The organism is Pseudomonas sp. NPDC086112 (genome assembly GCF_044746425.1).
In the GTDB taxonomy this organism is placed as follows: domain Bacteria; phylum Pseudomonadota; class Gammaproteobacteria; order Pseudomonadales; family Pseudomonadaceae; genus Aquipseudomonas.
Genome location: NZ_JBIVCD010000065.1, coordinates 1 through 15,798 on the forward strand (window position 1 = coordinate 1; position 15,798 = coordinate 15,798).

10 protein-coding genes, 1 rRNA gene and 1 pseudogene are annotated in these 15,798 nt (G+C 59.3%); 3 read left to right on the forward strand and 9 right to left on the reverse strand.

Going from position 1 to position 15,798, the window contains the following annotated elements; translation table 11 throughout:
* Positions 1 to 93: ribosomal RNA gene (gene rrf / locus ACIPLA_RS27085) — 5S ribosomal RNA — on the forward strand; the annotation flags it as partial.
* A gap of 65 nt (positions 94 to 158) precedes the next feature.
* Here the strand turns inward: rrf and ACIPLA_RS27090 are convergent.
* The 4 genes and pseudogenes from ACIPLA_RS27090 to ACIPLA_RS27105 form a co-directional block, all read right to left on the reverse strand.
* Complete coding sequence (locus ACIPLA_RS27090; RefSeq protein WP_401177437.1) at positions 159 to 1,355, reverse strand: PepSY-associated TM helix domain-containing protein; 1,197 nt, start codon at positions 1,353 to 1,355, stop codon at positions 159 to 161.
* Between the two features lie 70 nt (positions 1,356 to 1,425).
* Positions 1,426 to 3,928, reverse strand: a pseudogene (locus ACIPLA_RS27095) (TonB-dependent siderophore receptor).
* An 88-nt stretch (positions 3,929 to 4,016) separates the two neighbouring features.
* Positions 4,017 to 5,030 (reverse strand): FecR domain-containing protein, encoded by a 1,014-nt coding sequence (locus ACIPLA_RS27100; RefSeq protein ID WP_401177439.1) that lies wholly within the window; start codon positions 5,028 to 5,030, stop codon positions 4,017 to 4,019.
* Positions 5,030 to 5,530: a sigma-70 family RNA polymerase sigma factor gene (locus tag ACIPLA_RS27105; RefSeq protein ID WP_008076504.1), complete on the reverse strand. Its 501-nt coding sequence runs from the start codon at positions 5,528 to 5,530 to the stop codon at positions 5,030 to 5,032. Before ACIPLA_RS27105 ends, ACIPLA_RS27100 begins: the two co-directional genes overlap by 1 nt.
* A gap of 301 nt (positions 5,531 to 5,831) precedes the next feature.
* On the opposite strand from ACIPLA_RS27105, the gene ACIPLA_RS27110 reads away from it, so the two are divergent.
* Complete coding sequence (locus ACIPLA_RS27110; protein WP_401177443.1) at positions 5,832 to 7,712, forward strand: methyl-accepting chemotaxis protein; 1,881 nt, start codon at positions 5,832 to 5,834, stop codon at positions 7,710 to 7,712.
* A gap of 145 nt (positions 7,713 to 7,857) precedes the next feature.
* Here ACIPLA_RS27110 and ACIPLA_RS27115 read toward each other — a convergent pair whose 3' ends face one another.
* From ACIPLA_RS27115 to ACIPLA_RS27135, 5 genes are all read right to left on the reverse strand, one after another.
* Positions 7,858 to 8,328, reverse strand: coding sequence for an SRPBCC family protein (locus ACIPLA_RS27115; protein WP_218399324.1), 471 nt, complete (start codon positions 8,326 to 8,328; stop codon positions 7,858 to 7,860).
* 29 nt (positions 8,329 to 8,357) lie between these two features.
* The gene (locus ACIPLA_RS27120) at positions 8,358 to 11,789 is read right to left on the reverse strand and encodes a non-ribosomal peptide synthetase (RefSeq protein ID WP_401177446.1); all 3,432 of its coding nucleotides are present in this window, start codon (positions 11,787 to 11,789) and stop codon (positions 8,358 to 8,360) included.
* Between the two features lie 10 nt (positions 11,790 to 11,799).
* Positions 11,800 to 12,732, reverse strand: a complete 933-nt coding sequence (locus ACIPLA_RS27125) for a diiron oxygenase (protein ID WP_192346389.1) — start codon at positions 12,730 to 12,732, stop codon at positions 11,800 to 11,802.
* On the reverse strand, positions 12,729 to 13,505 hold the full coding sequence (locus tag ACIPLA_RS27130) for a DUF3050 domain-containing protein (RefSeq protein WP_401177450.1): 777 nt from the start codon (positions 13,503 to 13,505) through the stop codon (positions 12,729 to 12,731). Before ACIPLA_RS27130 ends, ACIPLA_RS27125 begins: the two co-directional genes overlap by 4 nt.
* Positions 13,506 to 14,189: 684 nt before the next feature.
* On the reverse strand, positions 14,190 to 14,879 hold the full coding sequence (locus ACIPLA_RS27135; RefSeq protein ID WP_401177453.1) for a GntR family transcriptional regulator: 690 nt from the start codon (positions 14,877 to 14,879) through the stop codon (positions 14,190 to 14,192).
* Between the two features lie 199 nt (positions 14,880 to 15,078).
* Here ACIPLA_RS27135 and lapG point away from each other — a divergent pair, with 199 nt between their 5' ends.
* The gene (gene lapG / locus ACIPLA_RS27140) at positions 15,079 to 15,771 is read left to right on the forward strand and encodes a cysteine protease LapG (protein ID WP_401177456.1); all 693 of its coding nucleotides are present in this window, start codon (positions 15,079 to 15,081) and stop codon (positions 15,769 to 15,771) included.
* The last annotated feature ends 27 nt before the right edge of the window (positions 15,772 to 15,798 follow it).

The window sequence follows — 15,798 nt, forward strand, 5'->3', positions numbered from 1 at the left end:
ACCACCTGATCCCATCCCGAACTCAGCAGTGAAACGATGCATCGCCGATGGTAGTGTGGGGTTTCCCCATGTGAGAGTAGGTCATCGTCAAGATTGAATTCCGAAACCCCTGTCTGCTTATGCAGACAGGGGTTTTGTCTTTCTGGGCTATAGAAACCTCAATCTGGAATGGGGCACATCCTGCTCTTACGTGCCTTGCTACTCCTTCGAGCCAGCAACTTGCGCCACCAGATATAGATTCCCGTCACTGACAATACTGCAATCAAAACACCTAGCACCGCGATCATGACTTGCCCGGTGAGCCCAATGATCCGCCCTCCGTGTATCGGCAATTGCAGCCGATAAAAACGCTCTCCCAGGGTGCCTTGCCCTGCGATTTCCTGCCCCAGTAAACGCCCGTCCGTGCCATGGAAGAACAGCCAGGACTTTCCATGGGCCTCGGTATCATATTGCCCAAACCCTGCCCCATAAAAGTTGTACTCAAAGCTGTAATACAACTCCCCGATTGCAGCGGTCAGCCCCAGCCTTTGCCCTTCCTGCAGCGCACGTTCATAAGCCTGTTGATAACTCAGCCACGTAACTCCCAACTCCTCAGCAGGCATGCGTCCGCGGGCCTCGTAAACGCTCGGCTCAATCGGCGAAAACAGTGAAACCACAGGCTTGAAGACCTGACTCGGCAGGTTCATGGCGACACTGCTGACCGCAATCGGTAGCAGCAACAACCAAAGCCACAACCCACCCGCCCGATGCAGGTCAAAATTCAGCCGGTAGGCATGCCCACCCTTGATCTTCCAGGCCGTCGACCATTTCTTCCAGAACGGTTTCCCACGTGGAAGCGTCAGCCAAAGCGCAATGAAACAATCGACAACCCAAGCGATCGCGACCAGCCCCATTAACAACAATCCCCAGTTATTCGGCAGAACCAGGTTGTAGTGGAACTCAAGAATGAACGGGATGAAGTTCTCCCGCTGAAAGCAGCATTCTCCCCAGAACCGCTGCCCTTTCTGTTCGCCATTGACCGGGTCCAGATAGAACACCTGATTGGGCTCGGAAAAAGGTTTTCCAGTCGCAGGATCATTACGCGGTACCGCAGCCAGCAATGCGGTATGAGCCTGTTCTGACGGGTACTCCATGTACCAGACTTGTAGCCTCGGATGCTCCGTTTGTAGCTTGTCGACCAAAGCGCCGGGCGGCAAACGCTGACCTTCGGCAGACGCTGAATAAAACCCCGGATTGAGCCACTCATCCAGCTCATGATTGAACGCCAGGATGCTGCCCGTAAGCCCCGCCATCAGCAGAAACAACGCAGTTGCCAAACCAATGTAGCGATGAAGTAAAACCAGAAATGCACGCATGGAATTTTCCTGCAGAGACGACAAAGCCAGCCCCTGAATTCAGGGGCTGGCTTTTTTGGATAACGAGTCGTTAGAACTGGTAGCTCACGGTAGCGGCGACGTTGCGCTCTTCACCCAGGTAGCAGAAGTTCAGGCTGGCACAGGAGGCCACGTAGGACTCATTGGTCAGGTTGTTAGCATTCAGACGTACGTCCACGCCCTTCAAGCCCAGCTTGCCCAGGTCATAGCCGACAGACGCATCGAACAGCGTGTAGGACGGCACCTTCAGGGTGTTTTCCGCATCGGCCCAGCTGTAGCCGACATAACGCACGCCGCCGCCCAGACGCAGGCCATCAAGCGCTGCGCTGTCGAACGTGTAGTCCGCCCACACTGAGGTCATATGACGGGGCGCCTGAGTCGGCGAGTTGCCCTTGTTTTCGATCACGTCGGTTGCAGTGCTCAACGTACTGATCATCGACTTCGAATATTCGATGTCGGTGAAGGTGTAGCTGCCGAGGACTTTCAGGTTATCGGTCAGCTGCATGTGCGCTTCCAGTTCCAGACCTTGGGAGCGGACGGCGCCTACAGCGCGATAGAAGTTTTCCTGCGGCAGTTTGGTCGCCAGGTTTTCCTGATCGATGCGGAACAGCGACGCCGTGAACAAGTTGTCGGGGCCTGGCGGCTGGTACTTCAAGCCCCACTTCCCACTGGGTGCCATCGGTCGGTGCCAGAGGATTGCCGGCGCTGTCCGCGTAGGAATTCGGGTTGAACGACTCGGAGTAGCTGATATACGGCGCGATGCCGTTATCGAACAGGTACAGCGCCCCAGCCCGGCCCGTCAGCTTGGTGCGTTCGTCACTGATTTCCGTGCCTACAGGGCGTCCCGCTTCAGCCAGCCGATTTTCATTGGAGGTTTCAACCCAGTCCTGACGCAGGCCCAAAGAGAAGCGCCACTTATCCATCTCGATCAAGTCTTGCAGGTAGACGCCAGTCTGTTCCAGGCGCCGCAGATAGCTGGTCGGACTGTAGAAGTCGATGGCCGAATTGCCGTACACCGGATTGAACGCATCGATCGGCGCAAGACCGCCACTGGTCCCGTCGACGACCGTCTTGCGCCGCTGGTAGTCCGCGCCCATCAGCACGGTGTGTTTGGTTGCGCCGGTGAAGAACTCGGCTTGCAGCATGTTATCGACGATAAAGGCGTGGAGCTTTTCGTCGCCGCCGGTGTAATAGCGGTTCAACTCGTTACTGGTGGGAGTGGTCCAGCCATAGGCATAAACCTGATCGATCTTCACCTTGGAGTCGAGATAGCGGAAGTTCTGCCGAGCGGTGAAGACGTCGTTGAAGCGGTGTTCAAACTGATAACCGAAGGACTGTTGATCACGCTGGAAGCCATCAATGCCCGGCTCGCCTTCGAAGAAGTTGGGGGAGATCCGATTGCCGTTGCGCTGATGGATCGTGCCATCGGCCGGGACGCCGCCGTGATAGCCGCCGTCGGGATCGTGTTGCAGATAGGCTTGCAGCGTCAGCGAGGTATCTTCGGTGAAATCGATGCTCACCGTCGGCGCCAGGGCGAAGCGCTTTTCCTCATTGTGGTCGAACTGTGTGTCGGACTGATCCGCCAACCCTGTCAGGCGATAGGCGATACGCTTGTCATCATCCACCGGCCCGCTGAAGTCGAAACCCATGCCGCGCTGACCTTGGGTGCCCACCGTGGCCTGGACCTGATGATAGGGCTCATACAACGGTTTCTTGCTGGTCAACGCCACCAGTCCGCCCGGCGAACTGCGACCGTAGAGCACTGACGACGGCCCTTTGAGAATATCGACTCGTTCGAGGAAATAGGGGTCTACCTGCATGGTGCTGTAGGTGCCGCTGTCACCCATGGATTTGAGGCCATCGAGATAGATGTTATCCACCGAGCCGTCGTTGAAACCGCGCATCGCCACGTAGTCGTAACGGTGGGTCGCGCCGTAAGGGTTGGTCAGCACGCCCGGGGTGTAGCGCATCGCCTGGGACACGGTTTGCGAGCCTTGGTCGTCCATTTGCTCGCGGGTCACCACGGACACGCTTTGTGAGGTTTCCAGCAGCGCGGTACTGGTCTTGGTGGCGATCTGGCTGTGCGTTGCGTTGTAGCCATCCATGCTGCCCAGCGCGTTACCCAGGGCGAAGCCTTTGATGTCGGTGGTGGGCAGCGCCAGGGCTTCGGTTTCAGCGACGGGCCGCAGCACATAGCTGCTGCCATCCTGACTGACGGCCACAAGCCCTGTGCCGTTGAGCAAATGACTCAACGCCTGATCCGCCGAATAGTCGCCCTGTAATCCCGGCGATTGAAGGCCCTGAGTTTGAGCCGGAGTCGTCGACAGCGTGATGCCCGCCTGACGCGCGAATTGGTTGAGCACATCGCTCAAGGAGCCGGCGGCGATGTTGTAGCGGTGGCTACTGGCTTCGCTGCCCTGTGCTGCAACGCCAAGTGTCGGCATCAGGCCGACACCCAATGCGGTCGAGAACAGCGCCGCGCGGATGGCGTGACGCAATACGCCCGATTCCGCGGCGAAATGGAGAGGGTTCTTACTGATGGCGCGCACAGTCATTGTAGGTTTCCGTAGGAAGTCGCTGAAGGCAGAGTTGAAGTGCTTACTGACTAAGCCGGACTTGTTCGGAAAACCCGCCAAAAATAATTCAGGCCTGTCGCTCCAGCCTCACCCAATAGCGAGTGCGATAGCGCAGTCGCACCGCCAGGGTTTGCGGCAGGATGGCCAGTAGTTTGTCGGTGTCTTCGAGACGGAAAACCCCGGACAGCCGCAAGTGGGCAATGTCGGCCGCGCAGGTCAGATAGCCGGGACGGTAACGTCCGACTTCATTAATGAAATCCCCGAGGCGCATGTTGCGGGTGACGATCAGGCCATCCACCCAGGCGCCCGCATCCATGTCCTGCGGCGGTGCCAACTGCGCTCGACTCCGATCGATCAGATAACTCTGCCCGGCCTGCACCTGAATCGGCAGGCCATCGGTGGCCCGTGGCGAATGGATTGCGACGACGCCGCTGGTGACGCTGAGCCGCGTGCAGTCGGCGTCCTGACGAACAATGAAGCGTGCCGCCACACTTTCGAATACACCGTGACGGCTTTGCACCCGCAACGGTCGATCAAACGAAACCCCTTCACTTGCCCCACCGCACGTCACGACGATCTCGCCGCGGGTCAGTTTGATCAGGCGCTGCTGCGCGGTGTAGTCCAGATCCACCGCGCTGGCGGTGTTGAGCTCCAGGCGCGTGCCATCCGGTAACTGGAAACCGCGTCGCTCGCCCGTGGCGGTGGCGAAGTCGGCGGTCCATTGTTGCCAGCCGATCGCATCCTTGCCCAGCCATGCCGCCGAACCCATCAATAACGCGCCCGACAGCAGCTTCAATGCCTGGCGCCGCCCGAGTCCCTGTGCGCTGTTTTCCAAAGTGTTGAAAGCGACTTGAGCGCCGGGCACCGCGCGTAGATTACTGCTCAACTCGGCTTGCAGGGACTGCACCCGTTGCCAGGCCAGTTCGTGTTCATGGTGTTCCGCCCGCCAGACGTCGCATTGCTGGCGCAGCCTGGAGTTGGCCGCGTTGTTACGCAGGCGCAGCAACCAATGGATGGCTTGTTTGACCACTTGCTGATGCGGCTCGCCGCGGCGGTTCAGCGCTGAGTTATCCACAGGCATCACGCTTCATACCGCAGCACGTAGCAGTGATACAGCGCGTCGGCCACATAACGCTCCACCGAACGCAGGGATAAGCCCATGTGTTCGGCGATCTGCTTGTGGGTAAATCCTTCGCACTGGGCCAGTAGAAATGCCTGACGCACTTTCGGCTTCAGGCCTTCAAGCATGCGGGCGATGCTTTCCAGCAATTCGAGCACCAATGCCCGAGCCTCGGCGCTCGGGGTTTCGGCCTCAGGCAAATGGGCGATGGTTTCTAGGTACGCACGCTCGATTTCCTCACGGCGCCAATGGTCAATCACCAGGCCGCGGGCGATGGTTCGTAGAAAGGCGCGGGGGGCCTTGAGCTCCAGGCGTTCGGTTCTTTGCAGCAGCCGGACGAACGTGTCCTGAGCCAGATCCGCCGCATCGGCAGCATTGCCCAATCGCGCACGTAGCCACGTGTTGAGCCACCCGTGATGGCTGCTGTAAAGCGCCTGTACTGCAAACTCAGGTGAAGACATGAACGCGACAGCCCGACGTCACAAATGATAATTAGTCGCATTGTCATCAAGGGTCGGAAAATTTGCAACTGCCGTTCGAGCAACCGTCAGCAAACACCCCTACTTGGGCGCTCTAGCACGCCGTTCGGCGGGTATCTGACGGGTTTCGTACAAATCCCTAAGATTTCTCCCGCTCGTGCCGACAGACTGGTGAGACATGCGTGCACCAAAGTAGAGCGGCCCAAAAATGCCGTCTGCGCTGTTACATGGAATGTTGCAACCCGGAACGCATCCCCACTTTTTGCATAAGAAGTCCCATGAAATGAATCTCAAGTTCAGCCATAAAATTCTGCTGGCCGCTTCAGGCGTCGTGGTGCTGGCTTTTGCGTTGTTCACTTTGTACAACGACTATTTGCAGCGAAACACCATTCGGCAAAACCTCGAGTCTTCCGTTGAGCAAGCTGGCGAGCTGACCGCCAGCAGCGTGCAGAACTGGATGAGCGGCCGGGTGCTGGTCCTGGAAAATCTCGCGCAGAACGTCGCTCATCAAGGCGCCAAAGCCGATTTGCCGGGGCTGGTCGATCAACCTGCCCTCACCTCGAACTTCCAGTTCACTTACGTCGGGCAGGCCAATGGTGTGTTCACCCAGCGCCCTGACGCGAAGATGCCGGACGGCTACGATCCGCGTCAGCGCCCCTGGTACAAACAAGCCGTGGTCGCCGACAAGACCATGCTGACCCCGCCTTACATGGCCGCGGTCGGTGGGTTAGTGGTGACCATCGCCATGCCGGTGAAAAAGCAAGGCGAACTGCTGGGCGTCGTCGGAGGCGACTTGAGTCTCGAAACCCTGGTGAAGATCATCAACTCGGTGGACTTCGGTGGCATCGGTCACGCGTTCCTCGTCAGCGCCGACGGTCAGGTGATCGTCAGTCCGGACAAGGATCAGGTGATGAAGAACCTGAAAGACATCTATCCGGGCTCCAGTGTCCGTATCGGGAAAGGCAATCAGGAAGTAGAACTGAACAAGCAGGACCGCATCCTCTCGTTCACGCCGGTGAGTGGTTTGCCAAATGCCGAGTGGTATATCGGTCTGTCGATCGACAAGGCCAAGGCCTACGCACCACTGAGCCAGTTCCGCACCTCGGCGCTGATCGCGATGTTCATCGCCGTGACCGCCATTGCAGTGCTGCTGAGTCTGCTGATCAGCGTGCTGATGCGTCCGCTGACCACGATGGGTCGTGCGATGCAGGACATTGCTCAGGGCGAGGGCGATCTGACCCGGCGTCTGGTGGTAGAAAGCAAAGACGAGTTCGGCGAGTTGGGCGGCTCCTTCAACCAGTTTGTGGAGCGGATTCACGCGTCGATTTGCGAAGTATCCTCGGCGACCCGCCAGGTTCATGACCTGTCGCAACGGGTGATGGCATCGTCCAACGCTTCGATCATCGGCTCCGACGAACAAAGCGCGCGCACCAACAGTGTGGCTGCGGCGATCAACCAATTGGGCGCCGCCACCCAGGAAATCGCCCGCAACGCCGCCGATGCTTCGCAACACGCCAGCGGCGCGAGCGAGCAGGCCGATGACGGTCGTCAGGTGGTGGAAAAAACCATCCTGGCCATGACTGAGCTGTCACAGAAAATCAGCCTGTCCTGCACGCAGATCGAAACCCTGAACGCGAGCACCGACAACATCGGCCACATTCTCGATGTGATCAAAGGCATCTCCCAGCAGACCAATTTGCTGGCGCTTAACGCGGCCATCGAAGCGGCCCGTGCCGGTGAGGCCGGTCGTGGCTTTGCGGTGGTGGCGGATGAGGTGCGTAACCTTGCTCATCGCACCCAGGAATCGGCGGAAGAGATCCACAAGATGATCAGCTCGCTGCAGATCGGTTCTCGCGAAGCGGTGACCACCATGAACGCCAGTCAGGTCTCCAGCGAGCAGAGTGTCGAAGTGGCGAACCAGGCCGGCCTGCGACTGGTCAGCGTGACCCAGCGCATCGGCGAAATCGACGGCATGAACCAATCGGTGGCCGCAGCGACCGAAGAGCAGACCGCCGTGGTGGAAACCCTCAACGTCGACGTCAACCAGATCAACCTGTTGAACCAGCAGAGCGTGGCCAACCTCAATGAAACATTGAAGGATTGCGATGCGTTGTCTCAGCAGGCCAATCGGTTGAAGCAGTTGGTTGATAGTTTCAAGATCTGATTCAAATCAGTTCTACCGCGTTATCGTTCTTCGCGAGCAAGCCCGCTCCCACATTTTGACCGAGTTCTTCCAGGCGGAACGCAGTCGAATGTGGGAGCGGGCTTGCTCGCGAAAGCGGTGGTTCAATCACCACCCCATCAAGACCCTACACAAACAGCTTCAACACATTCCCCATCGCATCATCGGCAAACCCCTGAAGGAAATCCTTGAATCCCGACAGGGCTTGCTCACCGCCCTGAGCCGGTTCAGCGATGATGCTCCAGATCGCCCGCGACTTGCCTGCGCCGATGGATTCCACCCTCATCGCCGCCCACAAATTGCCGATGCCCAAGGTGTTGTAGATGAGGGTCCAGGTCATGTTCATTGCCTGGTCGTCCCGAGAGTTGAGCTGCTCGACCACCAGGTGGTTGTCGTCCTTGAAGAATTTCTTGCGCAGCGACGACACGCCTTCGCCCGTCATCTCGATGTGCGACAGCGCTGGAATGAATCGATCGAAGCCGGCAAAGTTGCCGACCACCGCCCAGACCTGTGCCGCATCGGCCGGTACATCCACCGAAGACACAACATGGCAGCCGTGAGGATTTTTGATCAGGGTATCGGGTTGCAGAGTATTCATGGTTTTGCTCCGTGCAGGGTTAGGGTGAATCAGATGAAGTTGATTTCTTTGAGGTAGTCGCAGCCGCGCCGCAGCAGCTCCGGGGATTTTTCCGGGTAGTGCGCGCCCATCTGCCGCACGCCGGCCTGGGCGTTGTCGTGACCGATCATCGAGATGTCGCCGATGTCTTCTTCGAAGCCGTTGAGGTAGAAACCCAGCACGCCAAACAGTGCGTTGTCGCTGTCGACCCGGCTCAGTTGCTGCTGCCAGTCGGCGACGCTGACCATGGAGAATTGCCGACCGGTCTCGCGAAATGACGCCACGTAGGCGTCCCAGCTCAGGGGCTCGGGGTTGTGCAGGTTGAACACGGCTTTTTCGGCCTGGTAACGGCTGGCGTGGAAGGTGATGAAACGGGCGAGGAAATCCACCGGCATCAGGTCGAAATTCAGCGTCAGTTCCGGCACCTGGCCGAGCTGGATCGAGCCCTTGAGCATCAGCATCAAGCGATTCTTGTGGGGCTGGCAGACGCCGGTGAGGCTGTTGAAGCTGATGTTGCCGGGGCGATAAAGATTGACCCGCACCCCACGCTCCCGCGCCCGTTCGAGGATCCGCTCGCCGACCCATTTGGACAGGTTGTAGCCGTTCTTGATGTAGATCGGCGGTGTCTGCGCGGCGGGCAGTTCCAGTACCCGGCCATCGTCGGAGATCGTGCTGGACGCCGAGAGCGTCGATACGAAGTTGAAGATCTTCTTGCTGCGCCCTTCACACAGGCGCAGGCACTCGAAAATCGGCTCGACGTTATCCCGCGCCAACGACTCGTAATCGAGGACGTGATTGACGTTGGCGGCGTTGTGCACCAGCGCGCCGAAGGTGCGGTCGATGCGTGCGTAAACGTCGTCCGGCAAACCCAATTGCGGTTGGGTGATGTCGGCGGCGTAAACGCTGACCCGGCTCAGGTCCAGATGGGTGAGACGGTTATCCCGCAGGGCCTGGGCGAAACGTTCGGCCGCGCTTTGTCCGCCGGACTCACGCACCAGGCACGCGACCTCGGTGGCGCCCCAGGCCAGCAAAGCCTCGACGATGTGTACCCCGAGAAAGCTGTTGGCACCGGTCACCAGCACTTTATGCACATCACCGCACTGGCTGATCGGTAGCGGATCGAGGTTGAGTTCGGCTTCGGCATCGATGAAGGCCTGGGGGCTGAGCGTCGAAGCTGCGCTTTGCTCGGGGCCATCGAGCAGCTTGGCGAGGGTCAGCAACGTAGGCGCTTCGATGAAGCGATTGATCGACAGGCTGCGACCGAACACCTGGCGGATGCTCAGCAGCAGCTGTGACAGCAGAATCGAATGCCCGCCCAGGTTGAAGAAGCTCTCGTCGGTGGCAATGTCCTCGACCGGCAGCTCAAGCAACTCGGACCACAGCTGGCGCAACTGCATCTGCAACGGGGTCTGCGGCTGGCGCCGCTGACTGGCGACCTGGACCTGTCCCGAGGTCGCGAGCAGAGCCCGTCGATCGACCTTGCCGTTACTGGTGTAAGGCAGGCGTGGCAGTTCAATGTAGGCGCCGGGGTGCATGTAACCGGGCAGCGTGTTTTGCACATGCTCGCGCAAGGCCGAGAGGGCGGTGCCGGGCTGCTCTTCCCTGGGATGAACCAGGTACGCGAGGATCCGCCGCCGTTCATCGACCACCACCGCCACCTGACGAAACAGCTGGCTTTCGCGCAGGCAATGCTCGATTTCCTCGGGCTCTACCCGAAAGCCCCGGATCTTCACTTGGTTATCACGACGGCCACTCAGCTCGATCCCGTCGTCGGCCCACTGGCCGATATCGCCGGTGCGATAAACCCGCAACGCCTGCCCGTTGGGCAGTGTCAGGTTGAGGTAGCGCGCCGCCGTCAGCGCCGGGTCGTTCAGATAACCCAGGCCGACACCCGGCCCGGCGATATACAACTCGCCGGGTGTGCCTTGAGGCACTGGTTGCAGTTGCTCATCCAGAATCAACACCCGGCCATTGGCGATGGGGATGCCGAGGTTGCGATTGCTATCGCCGACGCAAAATTGCCGCGTGGTGGCCAACACCGTGGTTTCGGTCGGGCCATAAATATTGTGGAATCGGCATTGCGGTGCGAGCTGCGCGATCACGAACGGCTCGCAGACATCGCCACCGGTAATCAAGTGCTCAAGGCCCAGCGGTGCTTGCAGCGGCATGACGCTCAGCAGCGCCGGTGGCAGGAAGGCATGGGTCACGTGCTGCCCGCGAATCAACTCGACCAATTGCTGTGGATCGCGGCGCTGGTCGTCGCTGGGCACCACCAGTCGCGCGCCTTGGATAAAGGTCGGCAAGATATCCAGCAGCGACGCGTCGAAATTGATGGTGGAAAACTGCAACGACCGACTACTGCGCTGTAACCCGACATGGTCGGCGTACCAGGCACAGAAATGGCTGAGGTTGCGATGGCTGAGCAACACGCCTTTGGGCTGGCCGGTGGTGCCGGAGGTGTAGATCGCCACGGCCGGTTCGTCGATGTTCACCGTGCGGCGGATCAGCGAGGCCGGGAGGCCGGGCTTGGGCGAAGGCAGACGGCGAATGTCCAGCATCGGCAGCGAGACGTCGCCCAACTCGCTGGCGCCGTCGTGCAACAGCAGGTCTGCGTTGGCGTTTTCCAGAATGAAGCGCCGACGTTGCGCCGGATGCTGCGGGTCCAGCGGCAGGTACACCGCGCCGCAACCCAGCACCGCCAGAATCGCCGCGTACAGCTGCGGCGACTTGGGCAGGCACACGCCGATCACCACCGGGCGGTCGGTTACGCCGCGATGGCGCAGCATGTCCAGCATCGGTTGTTGCAAGCTCAACGCCAGGCTGCGCAAGGCCTTGTAGTGGACAAGCGAGTCCTCGACCCATAAGGCCGGCCGCGTTGCGTCATCGAGCATGCGCTGCTCAATGCTGTGCATCACCGGCACTTGGGCGGCGGCCAGCAGCCACGGCACCGCAGGCGCATTGAGGCGGTGTTCGAAGGCCAGCATCTCCAGTGCATCAAGCCCATGCAATAGTGACTCGGCAGCGCCGACCTCCGCCGTGGGCCAATGATCGAAACAGGCCTCATCCCGGGAAAACTGGCTGACCAGCCGTGCGCCGCTTTCGACTACCGCTGCCAGTGTGCGCAGGCGCAGGGACTGGCCGTTGCCGCCGCTTTCAGGAGCGATAACCTGCCGCCATAACAGTCGTTGCGCACCGTCGCGGAAAACCACCACCGGCTGCGGCAACACCTCATCCGGCAGGGCATCAAGTGCCACGCGTACTTCCAGGCGAGACCGGGCCTGGAGGGCGCAAGGCGCCGTCCCGTCGTCGATTAACAAATCCACCGGGCCGTGACTGGCCGGCGATTCAATATGCACGACACCATGGCCGTGCAGTTCAAGTTCAAGGGTCAGATCAGCCATTGCCTGGCTGCTGCCAGACACTGCAATTTCAAGGCGTCTCATGGACGGATCCTCAAGGGGTCAGGTAATCGGCCAGGGCATCGCGCACGCAGGGGGAGGCGAGCATCGAACTGCTGCGAAAGAAACGCGTGATGTTGCCCACCAGCGGATGAAATCGGTTGATGGGGTACGCCAGCGCACTGGCGTCTTCACACAGCGACTGGCGTACCGATTCATCGACGGGCAGGTGAGCGATCAGCTCGAAATCGAACGCCTGCTGCAGATCGCTCGCCAGATACTGGGCGATGAAACCCGGCATCAATCGCGCTATCGCATGGCGGTCCTCTTCGGGGGCGGTGCGCCAGTACATCTGCACCAGCCGCGTCCAGAAACCGGCGTGACGTCCCTCATCCATAAGGTGGTCGGCCATCAAACCCTTGATCGAAGCCTTGACCGAATCGTCCCGGGCGAAGGCCGCCACTTCATTGGTCACGGTATTTTCGGCAATGGCGATGCAGATCAGCTCTACGGCGCTGAGCAGGTGCTTCGGTGCCTGGGCCAGCGTCGCCGGTATCGCGCGGCTGAGTTCGATCTGCATGGGCAACGGGATCGGTGCGATACCGGTCATGTCGATGGTCTGCTGCATGAAATCCATCGCCACCAGTGCGTGGTAATCCTCGTCTACCACGACCGTCATCGCGTCGTAGCGGCAGGCGAACGGGAACTCAATGCCGAAGCTGTTCTTGGCGATGCGGCGGGCGGTGTTGTCCACCAGCTCGGTCTCGAAAATCACCACGTCGTTGATGAATTTGTAGAGGCTCTGCACCAGCACAAAGTCGCGCAGCTGCGGGCAGTGGCTGAGAAAGGTCTGGCTGTGGACCAGGGGTTGGCGGCTCATGGGGAAGATCAGTTTGTCGTCGTCTTCGAGCCGGCGCCGTGGCCGGGTGCGGATCGTGGCGCGGCTTTCCCACGCGTCAGCGAAGGATTGGTAGTGGACGGCGTTCATGGCGTCACCTGCGCAATCGGTTGGGCCATGCTCTGGCGCAGGCCGTCCCACAGGGCGGCGCGGCTTTGGACAGCGGCGAGCGCGGCGGCCAGAACTTCGGTTTCGCGCTGCGGGTCGCCATCGATCAGCTGTGCCAGCAGTTTTTCCGCCGCCGGGCCGTGGTCTTCGGAATCGACTTCGATGTGCCGTTGCAGGTAGTAACGAAACGTCGGAGCTTGATCCAGGCCAATGCCCCAGGCATCCAGCATGCGCTGGAACATCTGCGGAATGACGCTCTCGCGACCATGCACAAACGCGGCAGCCACGCTGTGGGCCGGGGCGTGCAGGGCGGTGTGCAGGGTCTGGCGAACGAACCGGGCCGCCGCCGGTTCAACCTCGACACTGTCCAGCGCGGTCTCGGGGCTAACGCCCTCCTGTTGCAACGCGATGAATCGCTCAATGGCCCGGGTGTCCGCGCCGACTTCACGCATGGCGTCCAGATACAATTCGAAGTGACTGCAAAACCCTGCCCCGGGGCGGTCATCCGACTCCTCGCCCAGCACGATTTCGTTGATCAGGCGTGCAGCCTGCGGGTCCGCCGGCGGCAGCCAGGGCAGATGGACACAAGTGAGTTCACGCTGCAGCCGTTTGGTCAGCGACATGAAGTCCCACACGGCGAAAACATGGCTTTCCATAAAACGGCGCAATAAGTTAATTGATGTTATTTCGGAAAAAACAGGGTGTTGACCAAGTTCGCGTTTTTTCAGAAAAAGTTGTTCTTTAGTGGGCTGCATATGAACGTCCTCATCGATGTTGTTTGGCGGCAAGCTCACCCGCTTTTTTATAAAGACGAGCGGGCGCCTGAACCGAAATCCATGGAATGCCAAAGTTGTTTAAATATTCGCTCTGAATGCCCGTGCCGGCCTTGCAGGTGTTGCCTGGTGGAGCTTTGACGGAAGCAGGAGCGGTCGATAACGGCTCGACGAAGAAAAAACTAATACACGAAACAAGTAGACGGCAAGCAAAATTTTAATTATTTGAAGTGGGCAGTTTATTGGGCATGAAGTGGCCTTATAAAACTTTTAATATAAGTTTTATTTAGGCGAAGTGGCTCCTTCCGATTTATATTCATCAGAATTGAATAGGTTGAGTGAATACCTCACTCAGAGCACTTCAGGGAACAGGGAATCAAGATTTGATGTTTTATGGGCGGGACATCGGTCGGACTTCCGATTATCCCGCCTGTTGGCGCCGCTCCTTGCGTATTAGCTTCGATTCGCCTGGTTTTCTGTCAGGCGCTGACTTCTTTTGGTCTGTTTGAATCGATAAACGCAAGAGTGAGCCTAAATCAATGGCAGTGCCATTGAACTGATGGCGGCGACCGGTCGCGGCACGGCTTCGCCGCGCCAGGCAAGAGCGGAGATGGAGAGGAGGAATGTGTAAGGAAGTGATACGCCGGCCAGGTTGCCGGCGAGCGGTCAACGTTTCGTCTGTTCCAGATACCGCCGCATGGTGGCGGAGGCTTTCTCCAGATGCTGCTCCAGCAAGGCAACCGCTTTATCGATGTCTTTGGCCCTCGCGGCCTCGAGCAGTGCGCGATGGTCGTCTTGGGTGAGTTTACCCAGCCCCATGGACGACAGATGAAAACGCAGGAAGCGCTCTTCTTCATTGAGCTCGCGTTCGATCAGGCCCAGAAGCTTGCGGTTAGGTGCCTTGTGGTAAAGCGACATGTGAAACAGCCGATTGAGCTTGCCGATCTCGGAGTAATCGGTTTGCGCTTCCAGTTGCTCGATATATTGGGCTGCCCGCGCCAGGTCGCTGTCATCGAGCAGGGGAATGGACAGGCGCAAAGCGAATGACTCCAGCACCGAGCGCAAGGAGTAGGTCTCGACCGCATCGTTGTCGATCAGCGGGGCCACCACGGCGCCTTTGTGCGGGACCACATTAAGCAGTGATTGCGCCTCCAACTGGCGCAATGCCTCGCGCACCGGCATGCGGCTTACGCCGAACAGGTCCGCCAGTTCCTGCTGGCGCAGGGCGGTACTGCGCGGCAGGCGTCCGTCCAGGATGGCCGCGCGCAGGGTTTCTTCGATCACCGAGCGTGCCAGATGAGCGGGAATCGGCCCGTTGACCTTGATACTGCTGAGAGGGCTAGGCTTCTGTGTCACAACAAACGCACCCTGATTGGCTGATAAATTCTGGATCCAAATGGACCCTAGTGACTGGCTGACAGGTTGTCAAACGGGCAAAAGATCGCATTACCTTAAAGTCTAGCGTGCCGACGGTGATCTCACCGTGCCATTGTTTTTTACCGGGCTAACCTGCACCATCAACCGACTTCCACCTGCCTACCCTGGATGCCTCGCATTGGCGGTACGTTTCGCGATCCCTCGGACTTTGCGCTGGCTAGGCTGCGCACTGCTGCTGGCCGGCGCCATGCTGGGCGGGCTGCATGCCGATTGGGATTTTTCGCTGATCAGCCGTCGCGCGCAGGCGTTGTACGGGCCTTTGGGTGAAGGGCAGCAGCGCATCGATGCCTGGCAGCAATTGCTGGCCACGCAGAAGCAGATTGGCGAGCTGGAACAGCTCAACGTGGTCAACCGGTTCTTCAACAAGCAGATGCGCTACGAAGAAGATATCGACCTGTGGCACGAGGTCGATTATTGGGAAACGCCGATCGAAGGCTTATGGAAAGGCGCTGGCGACTGCGAAGACTACGCTATCGCCAAGTATTTCAGCCTGCGCCATCTCGGTGTCTCCAGTGACAAGCTGCGCATCACCTACGTCAAGGCTTTGCGCCTGAACCGCGCGCACATGGTCCTGACCTACTATTCGAGCCCCGAGGCCATGCCGTTGGTGCTCGACAGCCTGATCGACGGGATCAAGCCTGCCAGCCAGCGAACCGATTTGCTGCCGGTCTACTCTTTCAATGCCGAAGGGTTGTGGTTGCCGGGTGCCAAGGGCAACAAAAAGGTCGGAGACACCAAACGCCTGTCCCGCTGGCAGGATGTGTTGAAGAAAATGCAGGCCGAAGGTTTTCCGGTCGAGACGACTAACTAGGAGCACGCGCTCAGATGTCTTTGTTCA

What these genes read in the sequence shown, in the direction of transcription:
- ACIPLA_RS27120 (WP_401177446.1), bottom strand. Translation starts at nt 11,789, where the DNA reads ATGAGACGCCTTGAAATTGCAGTGTCTGGCAGCAGCCAGGCAATGGCT.
- ACIPLA_RS27130 (WP_401177450.1), bottom strand. Translation starts at nt 13,505, where the DNA reads ATGCAGCCCACTAAAGAACAACTTTTTCTGAAAAAACGCGAACTTGGT.
- ACIPLA_RS27100 (WP_401177439.1), bottom strand. Translation starts at nt 5,030, where the DNA reads ATGCCTGTGGATAACTCAGCGCTGAACCGCCGCGGCGAGCCGCATCAG.
- ACIPLA_RS27090 (WP_401177437.1), bottom strand. Translation starts at nt 1,355, where the DNA reads ATGCGTGCATTTCTGGTTTTACTTCATCGCTACATTGGTTTGGCAACT.
- ACIPLA_RS27125 (WP_192346389.1), bottom strand. Translation starts at nt 12,732, where the DNA reads ATGAACGCCGTCCACTACCAATCCTTCGCTGACGCGTGGGAAAGCCGC.
- ACIPLA_RS27115 (WP_218399324.1), bottom strand. Translation starts at nt 8,328, where the DNA reads ATGAATACTCTGCAACCCGATACCCTGATCAAAAATCCTCACGGCTGC.
- ACIPLA_RS27105 (WP_008076504.1), bottom strand. Translation starts at nt 5,530, where the DNA reads ATGTCTTCACCTGAGTTTGCAGTACAGGCGCTTTACAGCAGCCATCAC.
- ACIPLA_RS27110 (WP_401177443.1), top strand. Translation starts at nt 5,832, where the DNA reads ATGAATCTCAAGTTCAGCCATAAAATTCTGCTGGCCGCTTCAGGCGTC.